Genomic DNA, 12,194 nt, shown 5'->3' on the forward strand with positions numbered 1-12,194 from the left:
TGCGGCGTCGTCCGGCCGATGGCGGCTTCGACCGGGAGTGGCGGATTCCTGTACGGGCCGCGTGATCTTCTCTACAGTGAAGCCCGCCACATCTCAAGATCAACGGGGGCAACGCGATGGAGAGCCAGAACGTCCTGATTTCGGGAGCCGGTGTCGCCGGGACCACGCTCGCCTACTGGCTTCGCGATCACGGCTTCACCCCGACCGTGGTCGAGCGTGCGCCCGGGATCCGCCCCGGCGGGTACAAGATCGACATTCGTGGGGCCGCCCTGGACGTGGTCGAGAGGATGGGGATCCTGGAGGAGGTCCGGCGCAACAGGACCGACGTGCTGGGGGCCTCGATCGTCAATGCCAAGGGCAAGCGGGTCAAGAGCATGGACGCCGACAGCCACGGCGGCCGGGTGAGCGGCGATGCCGAGATCATGCGCGGGGACCTCACCCGCATCCTGCACGACCTGACCAAGGACGACGTCGAGTACCGCTTCGACGACTCCATCGCCCGCCTGGTGGACGGCACCGAGGGTGTCGAGGTGACCTTCGAGAGTGGAGAGACCCGCACCTTCGACCTCGTCGTCGGCGCGGACGGCCTGCACTCCGCCACCCGAGCCCTCGCCTTCGGCCCGGAGGAGCAGTTCCTCCAGGACATGGGGTACGGGGTCGCCATCTTCAGTGTGCCCAACCATCTCGACCTGGACCGCTGGGAGCTCACCTATGTCGGTCCCGGGCGCACGGCACTGACGTACACCACCGCCCGGGACGCCGGCGCCAAGGCGATGTTCCTCTGGGCCGCGGACACCCTGACATACGACCGCCGCGACACCGACGGCCAGAAGGAGCTCCTTCGCGAGGCGTACGCCGACGAGGGCTGGGAGGTCCCCCGATTCCTCGACGCACTGCCCACGACGCCCGACTTCTACTTCGACTCGCTCACCCAGGTCCGTATGGACAGCTGGTCCAACGGCCGGGTGGCACTGGTCGGGGACGCGGCCTACTGCGCCTCCCCTGCCTCCGGGCAGGGGACGAGCCTTGCCCTGGTGGGGGCCTACGTCCTGGCGGGTGAACTGGCCGACGCCAAGGGCGACATCGGGGGCTTCACCTCGTACGAACACCAGATGCGCGGCTTCGCCGAGGCCAACCAGAAGCTCGGCCCGGCCAACATCAAGCACATGGTCATGCGGACCCGGGGTCAGGTCCGGTTCTCGATGGCCATGCTCTCGCTCCTCCAGCACCTGCCGGGCAAGGACCGCATGATGGCCAAGGTCCTGGAACCGATCCAGCGGGCGGCCAACGCCATCGAGCTCAAGACCTACTGATACGACTCCGACCCGCGCTGCACCGCGCGTCGCGTTCAGTGCCGGTGGTGGGCGTGAACCGCCGCGTGGCCGCGCCCGCGACCGATCATCCGTCCGTCGACCGGAACGGTCGGGACGATCGCGCCGGCGGGCGAGCCCGCCGGCGCGATCCGGAACAGGACGTCGCCGAGGCCGGGTTCATCGAACCCGGGGGTGGTCAGGGCAGGCGCCGTACCGGGGAGACCCGGCGGATGTGGATGATGACGTCGAAGGCTTCGGCCAGCGAGGCGACGGCCAGGTATTCGGCGGCGTCGTTGTCCGGGGTGTAGACGCCGCTGATGACCCGGGCTTTCGCCGGTCCGTCCCACTGGCGGCGTACGTCCTCGTGACGCAGATCCAACCAGCGGGCGGGCAGGTCCGTCTCGCCGAGCTTCGCGTCGACCAGGTCCGCGGCCGGGTCCGGGACGACGGCCACGCCGAGGTCGCCGTGATGGAAGCCGATCGCCACGGAGACGTACTGCGCGCCGTAGCGCTTGCGCAGCAGGCTGCCGACGGTGGCCTGCGGACCACGGTCGGGTGCCAGACCGAGCACCGTCCCGGTCGCCGACGTGTGCGCGATGCCGTCCCAGTAGACGGTGCGCAGACCGGTCCGGCCCAGGGAGTCGGCGACGACCTCGGACCACGCCTCGGCCTCGCCCGCGTAGCTGCCACGCCCGGCCACGCTGTGCTCGTGGAAGGACACGATCAGCCGCATCCTCGCGACCGCGTCGTCGGCACCGGGGAGGGGTTCGACCAACGCGAGTGCGTCGCGGGCGTGTTCGGTGAACGGCCGGCCCGGGTGGACTCCCCGCGCGCGCTGCACGTGCTCCTCGGTCTCGTGGGCGGTGCGGATGGGGTCCAGGTGGGCCGCCACCCGGGCGAGCCTCTCCGGCGCCGACGCGCGCACATGTGCCAGGACGGCGTCGTAGTCGGCGGGCGCAGCCTGGACCGGCTTGACGCCGAAGATCCGGACCGGATCGTCCGCGTGGTCCCGGTTGAACGCCCGGATCCACTCCAGGGCGGTGACCATCTCGGCGGTGCGCCACGGCTTCCAGGCGCCGGCCAGCGCGGCCGCGGCCGTGCCCTCCCCACCGAGCACGTACCCGTCGAGGGCGGCGGCGGCACCCACGTTGTCCTGGACGGCCAGCGCGCGGAAGCCGTGGTGCCGGACCAGCCGGCGGAACAGCTGGTCCCGCACCCCGAAGGTCTCGCGGGAGAAGCGGGTGGACTCTCCGATGCCGACCACCGTGGCGGCGGCGAGCCGCCCGGCGATCCCGTCGAGCACGGCACCGGACAGCGGGAGGGCGTCGGCGTCGGCGGCGGGGTGCGGAGCGACGGGGACGGGGAGACTGCGGGAGGCGGTTTCGTTTGGCATGCGTAGAGCCTCAAACATGAAGTTGACTTGACGTCAAGGCGGTCAGGAACGGCCCTGGATGAGCTCGGGCGGCAGGACCGGCGGGTTGCCCTGGGTCCAGGTGATGTGCAGGTCGGCTCGCGTGAGCCGCCAGCCGTCGGCCGTACGGACCAGCTCGTTGACGGTGCGTCCGCCGGACAGGAAGAGGCTCTGGCCGGCGGCGAGTACGTGGGTGCTGAGCTGGTTTCCGCGCAGGGTGGCCCGGTCGTCGGCCACCTCGATGACGTAGTTGGAACCGAAGTGCACGGTGCGGTCGAAGAGATCGAGGGCGGCACGGACGTTGCCCAGGATGGCGTCCCGCCCCCGGACGTACCCGGCCGGGGTCTCGGTGCTGGCCTGCTCGGTGAAGAAGGACTCGGCCCATGCCTCGTCGAAGTGTCGGTCGTCGAGCGACCGGAGGTAGCGGTCGAAGAGGTCGGCGATCTCGGCGCGGTCGGTCAGGGCGCGGATCTCGGCGTGCAGCTTCTCGGTGTTCATGCGGCTCCCTTGAAACGTGATTCGTACCAACCCTGCAAGGTGACGGAGCCGCCGACAAGGCGTCATACTGGAACGTTTGTTTAGGCTGGTTCAACAACCGAGGAGAAGCGGTGCTGGAACGGGTGGAACTGGAAGCTTTCCTGGCGCTGGCTCAGGAACTGCACTTCGGGCGCACCGCCGAACGCCTGCATCTGACCACCGGCCGGATCAGCCAGAGCATCAAGAAGCTGGAGCGTCAGATCGGCACGCCGCTGTTCGAACGCACCAGCCGCTATGTCCGCCTCACCCCGGCCGGACAGCAACTCCACGACGATCTCCTTCCGGCCTACCAGCAGATCACGGCCGGGGTGGTGAAGGCGATCAACGCCGCGCAAGGCATTCAGAGCGTGCTGAGGGTCGGTTTCGTCGGTGCCGCCGCGGGACAACTCATGGTCCAGGCCGCGGAACTGTACGCCCAGCGCCACCCCGGCGCCCGGGCAGTACCCAGAGAGCTACAGATCGTCGACGGGTTCCCCCGGCTGCGCGACGGGGACGTGGACCTGCTCATCGTCTCCCTGCCCCACCAGGAGCCCGGGATGACCAACGGTCCGGTCCTGTTCTCCGAATCCCGGATGCTGGCCGTCCCCTCCGGCCACCCGCTGGCCCGCCGTGCCACCGTCTCGATGGAGGACCTCGTACACGTCAGGCTCCTCCAGGTGGCCAAGAGCGTCCCCGACTACTGGCGCACGGCGCGCACGCCCCTGCGGACCCCGGGCGGCCAACCCGTCGAGACCGGCCCGGACTTCGAGACGTTCCAGGAGGCCCTGGCCCTGATCGGCGCCGGCCACGGCGCCTTCGTGGTGGGCGCCCAGGCAGCCCTCTACTACGCCCGTTCCGACATCGTCTACGTTCCCCTCAGCGATGCGCCACCCCTGGAGTGGGTACCCACCTGGCTCGACTCGAACACGATCGACACGACCGCTCGCATCCACGCCTTCAACCGGACCGCCCAGGAGGCAGCCGCTCGGACGGGCGCGGACCCCGGCCGCTGACGCGCCGACGGCCATACGCCTTCCCGGCCCGGTCGCCGCAGGCCAGGCGAACTCCTTCCCGCAGGCTGTCTCCGAGCCCCGGAGGCCGGTCCGTTACTGGAGCTTGCTGCGCACCCCGCCCGGTCCCGAGCGGGCCCGGCGGGACAGCGGGGGCCGGGACGGGCGGACGTCGTGGCGCGTGCCCGGGTCGGCGGCCTCGGCGGCCCGCCGGGCGAGCGCGGCCCGGGCGGCGGCCAGGGCGACGCGGGCGAGCAGCGGGTCCTCCCGGACACCGGCCTCGTGCTGGGCGTGCTGGCAGTGGGCGCACCAGACGGGCGAGGCCGGCCCGTCCGGGTACACCATGCTCTCGGGCGGCAGGTAGTGCCCACCGCACTCGACGCACTCGAAGACCAACCTCATCCGACGATCACCGTCCCGGATCCGTGGCACCGACCACAGGGCGACCAGAACTCGTGGACCCTGGGCACCATGCTTCCTTCCTCGTCCAGTTCGACCGTTGCCTCGGTCTTCTGGGTCCCCCCGGACCCGCCGCAGCCGGAACAGGACTGAACCTCGGGCATATGCCGTCCCTCCCTGGCGGAGCACCACCGTAGCGCGATTTTCCGCCCGGGAGCACCGCTCGGGACGATCCACCACCCGTACGGGGAGCGCGAACTGGCGCCGCACGCCCTGCCGGGACGGGGCCGGCCCCTCGCGCGAGCACCAGCGCGAGGGGCCGACGGTCGGTGGGCCCGACCGCATGTGGGGGAGTGCCGGGGGCGTGTCAGCCGCGGGCGGCCCGCAGGAACTCCCGGTTCATCGCCGCGATGCTGGGCAGCGGGATGCCCTTGGGGCAGGCGGTGGCGCACTCGCCGGTGTTGGTGCAGCCGCCGAAGCCCTCGGCGTCCATGGCCGCGACCATGTTCCGCACCCGGGACGCCCGTTCCGGCGCGCCCTGCGGGAGGACGTTGAGGTGGACGACCTTGGCGGAGGTGAAGAGCATCGCCGAGCCGTTCGGGCAGGCCGCCACGCAGGCGCCGCAGCCGATGCACTCGGCGTGCTCGAAGGCGGTGTCGGCGGCGTCCTTGGGGACGGGCGTGGCGTGCGCCTCGGGCGCGCTGCCGGTGGGGGCGGTGATGTAGCCGCCGGAGCCGATGATCCGGTCGAAGGCCGAGCGGTCCACGACCAGGTCCTTGACGACCGGGAAGGCCGCCGCCCGCCAGGGCTCGACGTCGATGGTGTCGCCGTCCTGGAAGTGCCGCATGTGCAGCTGGCAGGTGGTGGTCCGCTCGGGGCCGTGCGCCTGGCCGTTGATGACCATGCCGCAGGCGCCGCAGATGCCCTCGCGGCAGTCGTGGTCGAAGGCGACCGGCTGGTCGCCGCGGGTGATCAGCTCCTCGTTGAGGGTGTCGAGCATCTCCAGGAAGGACATGTCCGGGCTGATCCCGCTGACCCGGTAGGTGGTCATCGACCCGGGTGCGTCCGGGCCCGCCTGGCGCCAGATGCGCAGGGTGAGGTTCATGCGTAGCTCCGCTGGGTGGGGTGGACGTGGTCGAACTCGAGGGCCTCGCGGTGGAGGACGGGCGCCGCGCCGGTGCCGGTGAACTCCCAGGCGGCGGCGTAGGTGAACTCCTCGTCGCGCCGGGCGGCCTCGCCGTCGGGGGTCTGGCTCTCGGTGCGGAAGTGGCCGCCGCAGGACTCGGCGCGGTGCAGGGCGTCCAGGCACATCAGCTCGGCCAGCTCGAAGTAGTCGACGAGCCGGTTGGCCTTCTCCAGCGACTGGTTGAGCTCCTGCCCGGTGCCGGGCACCTTGATCCGGCGCCAGAACTCCTCGCGCAGCCGCGGGATCCGCTCCAGCGCCCGCTTCAGCCCGGCCGCGTCGCGGGCCATGCCGCACTCGTCCCAGAGCAGTTCGCCGAGTTCGCGGTGGAAGGAGTCCGGGGTGCGGTCGCCGTCGACGGCGAGGATCAGGTGGAGGCGGTCCTCGACCTCGGCCTCGGTCTCGGTGAGCACCGGGTGGTCGGCGGGTACGGCGGGCAGCGGGTGGCGGGCCAGGTAGTCGTTGAGGGTGGGCGGCAGCACGAAGTAGCCGTCGGCGAGGCCCTGCATCAGGGCGCTGGCGCCGAGCCGGTTGGCGCCGTGGTCGGAGAAGTTGGCCTCGCCGATCGCGAACAGGCCCGGGACGGTGGTCTGCAGGTCGTAGTCGACCCAGAGGCCGCCCATCGTGTAGTGGATCGCCGGGTAGATCCGCATCGGCACCCGGTACGGGTCCTCGGCGGTGATCCGCTCGTACATCTCGAAGAGGTTGCCGTACCTGGCCTCGACGGCGTCCCGGCCCATCCGGCGGATCGCGTCGGCGAAGTCCAGGTAGACGCCCTGGCCGCCGGGGCCGACGCCGCGGCCCTCGTCGCAGACGTTCTTGGCGGCCCGGGAGGCGATGTCGCGCGGCACCAGGTTGCCGAAGGACGGGTAGATCCGCTCCAGGTAGTAGTCCCGCTCCTCCTCCGGGATCTCGGCCGGCGGCCGGGTGTCGCCCTGGGCCTTGGGCACCCAGATCCGGCCGTCGTTGCGCAGCGACTCGCTCATCAGGGTCAGCTTGGACTGGTGGTCGCCGGAGCGCGGAATGCAGGTGGGGTGGATCTGGGTGAAGCACGGATTGGCGAAGTAGGCGCCGCGCCGGTGCGCCCGCCAGATCGCGGTGGCGTTGGAGTTCTTGGCGTTGGTCGAGAGGTAGAAGACGTTGCCGTAGCCGCCGCTGGCGAGGACGACGGCGTCCGCGGTGTGGGAGCGGATCTCGCCGGTGACCAGGTCGCGGGCGACGATGCCGCGGGCCCGGCCGTCGACGACCAGCAGGTCCAGCATCTCGGTGCGCGGGTGGAGCTCCACGTTCCCGGCGGCGATCTGCCGGGAGAGCGCCTGGTAGGCGCCGAGCAGCAGCTGCTGGCCGGTCTGGCCGCGGGCGTAGAAGGTGCGGGAGACCTGGACGCCGCCGAAGGAGCGGGTGTCCAGCAGGCCGCCGTACTCGCGGGCGAAGGGCACGCCCTGGGCCACGCACTGGTCGATGATCTCCACCGACACCTGGGCGAGCCGGTGCACATTGGACTCGCGGGCGCGGAAGTCGCCGCCCTTGACGGTGTCGTAGAACAGCCGGCGGACCGAGTCGCCGTCGTTGCGGTAGTTCTTGGCCGCGTTGATGCCGCCCTGGGCGGCGATCGAGTGGGCGCGCCGGGGGGAGTCCTGGAAGCAGAACTGGACGACGTGGTAGCCCTGTTCGGCCAGGGTCGCGCCGGCCGCGCCGCCGGCCAGGCCGGTGCCGACCACGATCACGGTGTGCTTGCGCCGGTTCGCCGGGTTGACCAGCTTGGCGTCGAACCGCCGCTGGTCCCAGCGCTGTTCGATCGGCCCGGCGGGGGCCTTGGTGTCGGCGACCGGCTCGCCGAGCGTGTAGTCCAGGTAGCTGACGTCAGCACTGCTCACGTCAGCACTGCTCACTCCGCCGCTGCTCACTTCAGGGCTGTTCACTTCACCACTCCGGTCATCACGGCCACGGGGACGGACAGGAAGCCGGCGGTCAGCACGAGCGCCAGGCCGTTGGCGGTCAGCTTGAGGGCCCGGTCCCGGCGGGTGTTGTTGGCGCCGAGGGTCTGCGCGGCGCTCCAGAAGCCGTGCCGGATGTGCAGGCCGAGGGCCAGCATCGCGACGACGTAGATCAGGCAGGAGTACCAGGTGCCGAACGAGGCCACGATGTTCTGGTACGGGTGGCCCTCCTCGGCGGCCGGGTTCACGGTCAGCGTGGTCAGGTCGAGGATGTGCCAGACGATGAACAGTGCCAGGATCACCCCGCCCCAGCGCATGGTCCGGGTCGCGTAGCTCGCCCGGCGGCGCTTGTGCGCGTACTTGCTCGGCCGGGCGGCGAGGTCGCGCCGGCTGAGCTGGTACGCGGAGACGCCGTGCAGCACGACGGAGGCCAGCAGGGCGAGCCGGGCGATCCACAGGAACCACGCGTGGCCCAGGAACGGCCGGCCGATGGTGCGCAGCCAGGCCGCGTAGCCGTTGATGTCGTCCGGGCCGAAGAACACCTTGAGGTTGCCCAGCATGTGCGCGACCAGGTACAGCAGCATGACCAGTCCGGTGACGGCCATGACCGCCTTCTTGCCGACGGTCGACCGCCAGAGCGTCGCCAGGGTGGACGGATGCCGGGCCGTCCGAGTCGCGGTTGTCATGGCTGCCACGGTAGGGACGGCCGCGAGGGTACGTCCAAGACATGATGCGGCTCATGACGATAGGCACCGACTATCGACGCGGCCTATCCTGGCCGGGTGCAGCTCCAACAACTCCGCTACTTCCTGGCCGTCGCCGAGACCCGCCACTTCACCCGGGCGGCCGATGCCGCGCATGTGGCACAGCCGTCCCTCTCGCAACAGATCCGGGCGCTGGAACGGGAGTTGGGTGCCGAGCTGTTCCACCGCACCCGGGGCAACATCGCACTGACCGACGCCGGGGACGCCCTGCTGCCACTGGCCCGGCGCATCCTCGCGGACACCGAGAGCGCCCGGCTGGCCGTCCAGGAGACGGTGCAGCTGCGCCGCGGCCGGGTCCGGCTGGGCGCGCCGCCGAGCCTGTGCACCAGTCTGGTGCCGGACGTGCTGCGGGTGTTCCGGGACCGCCACCCGGGCGTGGCGCTGGTGGTCCGCGAGGGCGGCTCGCGCGACCTGGTCCGCTCGCTGGCGGCGGGGGAGCTGGACCTCGCGCTGATCATCACCCCGACCAGCGGGGAGCAGACGCCCGCCCTGGCCGTCACCGAGCTGCTGCACGAGGAGCTGGTGCTGGTCTCCGCCGAGCCGCGCCCCCGCCGCAAGGTCCGGGTGACCGAGCTGCGGGGGTGGCCGCTGGTGATGTTCCGGGAGGGCTACGACCTGCGGGAGACGACCCTGGCGGCCTGCCGGGCGGCCGGCTTCGAACCGGAGTTCGCGGTGGAGGGCGGCGAGATGGACGCGGTGCTCGGCTTCGTCCGCGCCGGGCTCGGGCCCGCCGTCGTCCCCGGCATGGTCGCGGCCCGCTCCGGCCTGGCGGTCACCCCGTTCGCCGGGCCGGGCCTGGGCCGCACCATCGCCGTCGCCCACGGCTACGAGGTGCCCCCCACCCGCGCCGCCACCGCACTGCGCGCCACCCTCCTCGCCCACCTGCACACCGCCGCCGGCAGCGGCGAACTCCCCCCGGGCACCACGCTGTTGCTGCCATGACCTGGGGCCCGGGGCGCGGGGCCCGGTACGTCATCCGGTGGTCGACGGGCCGCCCGAGCGCAGGGTGAGCAGGGTGATCTCGCTCGGGGCGAAGACCCGGAAGGGCGGCCCCCAGAAGCCGGTGCCGCGGCTGGTGTACAGCTGGGTCCGCTCCCCGTGCCGGCTCAGGCCGTGCACCACCGGCTGGTCGATCCGGACGAGGAGGTTGAACGGCCAGATCTGGCCGCCGTGGGTGTGCCCGGAGACCTGCAGGTCGATCCCGGCGGCCGCCGCCTGCGGGACGTACTTGGGCTGGTGGGCGACGAGCAGGACCGGCCGGTCCGGGTCGGCCCCCGCCAGCGCGCCGAGCAGGTTCGCGCGGTGCCCGGCCAGGCCGGAGGACGCCGCGGTCACGTCGTCGACCCCGGCGAGCACGAGGGTGTCCCCGCCCCGTTCCACCACGACGTGACGGTTGTGCAGCGGCTCCCAGCCCAGGTCCGCCATGCGATCCAGCCAGCCCTGGGCCTCGCTGCCGTACTCGTGGTTCCCCGTGACGTAGACCCTGGCCAGCCGCGACCGGACCGCCCCCAGCGGCGCGGACTGCTGCCGGCGCCGGGCGGGCGTGCCGTCGGCAATGTCGCCGGCGTGGACCACGACGTCCGCGTCGAGCCCGTTGACCACCTCGGTGACCCGTGCCGACCAGTCCGACCGGTCGATCGGCCCGTAGTGGGTGTCGGCCAGCACCACGACCCGCGTCCCGTCCAGACCGGCGCCGAGCCGCGGGAGGTGGACGTCCAGCCGCTTCACCCGGGGCACGCGCATCGCCTCGTAGTGCCCCCAGCCCAGCAGCCCCGCGGAGACCACCGCCACGGCCACGGCCACGGCTCTGGCCCGGTCGGCGCCGCCGACGTCGAGACCGCCCAGCACGAGGTCCGCCAGACCGCCCAGGGCCGACCAGGTGAACAGCACCCAGACCACCCCGAGGCTGGTGTCGGCGACCCGCGCGGCCCGGTCGGACTGCCGCGCCCCGTGGCCCGCGATCATCAGGAAGGGGAAGGCGACCATCCAGGCGGCGAGGACGACCGTGCCGCCGACGAACACCGGGAGCGGCCAGCCTGCGCCGGCGGCGAACAGCGTCCACCACGGCGGAAGGCACAGCACCACGAGCACGAGCACGAGGACGCCCAGCCGCCCGGCCGTCCCCCGCCGCCGCGCGCCCCGGCGCGGTGCCTCCCCGACACTCGCGACCTCGGGCCGGGCGCCGGCCATCGCGGCCTCCGCACCCCCGTCCGCCGACCGGAATTCCGCTCCCGATTTCATGGATTCCCCTGTCGTCACCGCTACCGCCCTCACATCCGCCGCGCCACCCTCGCCCCCATCATCCGCCAGGGCCCGGCCGCCGCCCCTGCCAGGGGCCGGCACCGTCCACGGGCCAGGAGCGGTGTCGCCCGAAAGCCGGATCACCGTCATCTCCGCCCTCCCGCTCCCCGACGGCTCCGTCGGCACGGAGCCACCCTTGGCCTGCTCCGCGACGATGCCATTCGAGTTATCTGAATTATCGTCAACTCTCTTCTGGAGTAGGAGTGCCGTGGCACACTCGGCCTGTACTTCGACTAGGGGGTCTGATGACCGGGGTGGAACTGGTGATGGCGGCGCTGGCCGCCGGGGCGTCGGCCGGGCTGACCGACACGGCGAACAGTGCCGTTCGGGAGGCGTACGACGGGCTCCGCGGGGCGGTGCGCCGTCGGTTGTCCGCACACGGCGAGGAGGTGCTGGACGCTGAGCAGGTGGAGCAGGAGGTCTGGGAGGCGCGGCTGCACGAGCAGCTGACTGCGTCCGGTGCCGACCGCGACCGGGAACTGCTGGCGGCGGCCCAGGCCCTGTTGGCGCTGGTCGGACCGGCAGACGATCGCCGGATCGACCTGAGCCACGCCCAGGGCGTGCAGGTCGGCAACCACTCCACCCAGACCAACCACTTCAACTGAGGGCCGCATCCGATGGACAGCAACGACGGCAGACCGTCTCCGATCGACGCCAGCGAAGCGTCCGGGGTGCAGATCGGGGACGGCGGCCTGCAGATCAACCTGATGGGTGGCGGCCTGCTGCCGCCCGCGCCGGCCGACCGGGGCAGGCGACACCTCTACTTCAAGATCGGCAGCAGTGCCGGGATCAAGTTCGACATGATCCCGCCGGTCGCCCAGTCCCATCCATCGGGAGCGTTGTCCGAGTTCCTGGCGGCGCTGGAGCGGATCGGCATCCCCCAGGACCGGATCGACGCCATCCGGGCCCGTGCCGACGACGTGGCCGTGGCTCCTGCCGGGGAGGTGTTCGTGGCAGCGGTGTTCGCCTTCGCGGCGGCGGTCGACGACGTCACCGACGGGCTGCGGGAGCGCTCGGTCGGTGACGAGTTCGATTGGTTCGTCCTGGCCGACCTGATCGCAAGGGTCTTCCTGATCGGGCGGGCGCGATGGCCCGACGACCCCACATCGGAGACCGGGTCCATGCGGGCAGGCCTCTACGCGCTCGCGGAGCGCCTGGACGTGCCGGCGAGTGTGCGGAAAGAGATCCAGGAATTCGCCACCATGGAGCTTCCCACCGCCACGCTCGACGAGTTCGCAAAGGCCACGATCCGCCTGCAGGAGCTCTGCTACCGCATGCTGTGACGACCGCCCCGCACGCCGGACCTGCCAGGGTCCAGCACCGTCCACGGGCAGGTGTGCGGGGACGCCGAAGGCCCGGG

12 protein-coding genes are annotated in these 12,194 nt (G+C 71.8%); 5 read left to right on the plus strand and 7 right to left on the minus strand.

The window, feature by feature from the left end; genetic code table 11:
• Nucleotides 1-116 precede the first annotated feature (116 nt).
• The gene (locus ACZ52J_RS15665) at nt 117-1,313 is read left to right on the plus strand and encodes an FAD-dependent monooxygenase (RefSeq protein WP_465619086.1); all 1,197 of its coding nucleotides are present in this window, start codon (nt 117-119) and stop codon (nt 1,311-1,313) included.
• A gap of 196 nt (nt 1,314-1,509) precedes the next feature.
• Here the strand turns inward: ACZ52J_RS15665 and ACZ52J_RS15670 are convergent, their stop codons facing one another.
• Nucleotides 1,510-2,706, minus strand: coding sequence for an erythromycin esterase family protein (locus ACZ52J_RS15670; RefSeq protein WP_465619088.1), 1,197 nt, complete (start codon nt 2,704-2,706; stop codon nt 1,510-1,512).
• Nucleotides 2,707-2,748: 42 nt separating this feature from the next.
• Nucleotides 2,749-3,222: a nuclear transport factor 2 family protein gene (locus ACZ52J_RS15675; RefSeq protein ID WP_465619090.1), complete on the minus strand. Its 474-nt coding sequence runs from the start codon at nt 3,220-3,222 to the stop codon at nt 2,749-2,751.
• Between the two features lie 110 nt (nt 3,223-3,332).
• Between ACZ52J_RS15675 and ACZ52J_RS15680 the strand changes: the two genes are divergently transcribed.
• Entirely contained in the window at nt 3,333-4,253 is a 921-nt protein-coding gene (locus tag ACZ52J_RS15680) for a LysR family transcriptional regulator (RefSeq protein WP_465619092.1), read from the plus strand.
• A 93-nt stretch (nt 4,254-4,346) separates the two neighbouring features.
• On the opposite strand, the gene ACZ52J_RS15685 is transcribed toward ACZ52J_RS15680, so the two are convergent.
• From ACZ52J_RS15685 to ACZ52J_RS15700, 4 genes are all read right to left on the minus strand, one after another.
• Nucleotides 4,347-4,652, minus strand: a complete 306-nt coding sequence (locus ACZ52J_RS15685; RefSeq protein ID WP_465619094.1) for a hypothetical protein — start codon at nt 4,650-4,652, stop codon at nt 4,347-4,349.
• Between the two features lie 364 nt (nt 4,653-5,016).
• A complete protein-coding gene (locus ACZ52J_RS15690; RefSeq protein ID WP_360491526.1) occupies nt 5,017-5,754 on the minus strand; it encodes a succinate dehydrogenase/fumarate reductase iron-sulfur subunit in 738 nt (245 codons plus the stop codon).
• On the minus strand, nt 5,751-7,709 hold the full coding sequence (locus tag ACZ52J_RS15695) for a fumarate reductase/succinate dehydrogenase flavoprotein subunit (RefSeq protein WP_465619096.1): 1,959 nt from the start codon (nt 7,707-7,709) through the stop codon (nt 5,751-5,753). The genes ACZ52J_RS15690 and ACZ52J_RS15695 overlap by 4 nt, the downstream gene beginning before the upstream one ends.
• A 41-nt stretch (nt 7,710-7,750) precedes the next feature.
• On the minus strand, nt 7,751-8,455 hold the full coding sequence (locus tag ACZ52J_RS15700; RefSeq protein WP_360491520.1) for a succinate dehydrogenase cytochrome b subunit: 705 nt from the start codon (nt 8,453-8,455) through the stop codon (nt 7,751-7,753).
• Nucleotides 8,456-8,551: 96 nt separating this feature from the next.
• Here ACZ52J_RS15700 and ACZ52J_RS15705 point away from each other — a divergent pair, with 96 nt between their 5' ends.
• Nucleotides 8,552-9,475 (plus strand): LysR family transcriptional regulator, encoded by a 924-nt coding sequence (locus tag ACZ52J_RS15705; protein ID WP_465619099.1) that lies wholly within the window; start codon nt 8,552-8,554, stop codon nt 9,473-9,475.
• A gap of 30 nt (nt 9,476-9,505) precedes the next feature.
• Here ACZ52J_RS15705 and ACZ52J_RS15710 read toward each other — a convergent pair whose 3' ends face one another.
• On the minus strand, nt 9,506-10,723 hold the full coding sequence (locus ACZ52J_RS15710) for a metallophosphoesterase (protein ID WP_465619240.1): 1,218 nt from the start codon (nt 10,721-10,723) through the stop codon (nt 9,506-9,508).
• Nucleotides 10,724-11,079: 356 nt separating this feature from the next.
• On the opposite strand from ACZ52J_RS15710, the gene ACZ52J_RS15715 reads away from it, so the two are divergent.
• Together ACZ52J_RS15715 and ACZ52J_RS15720 are read left to right on the plus strand one after the other, a co-directional pair.
• Complete coding sequence (locus ACZ52J_RS15715; RefSeq protein ID WP_465619100.1) at nt 11,080-11,439, plus strand: hypothetical protein; 360 nt, start codon at nt 11,080-11,082, stop codon at nt 11,437-11,439.
• 12 nt (nt 11,440-11,451) lie between these two features.
• Complete coding sequence (locus ACZ52J_RS15720) at nt 11,452-12,117, plus strand: hypothetical protein (protein ID WP_465619102.1); 666 nt, start codon at nt 11,452-11,454, stop codon at nt 12,115-12,117.
• Nucleotides 12,118-12,194: the final 77 nt, after the last annotated feature.

This window comes from Kitasatospora sp. NPDC034035 (genome assembly GCF_055575755.1).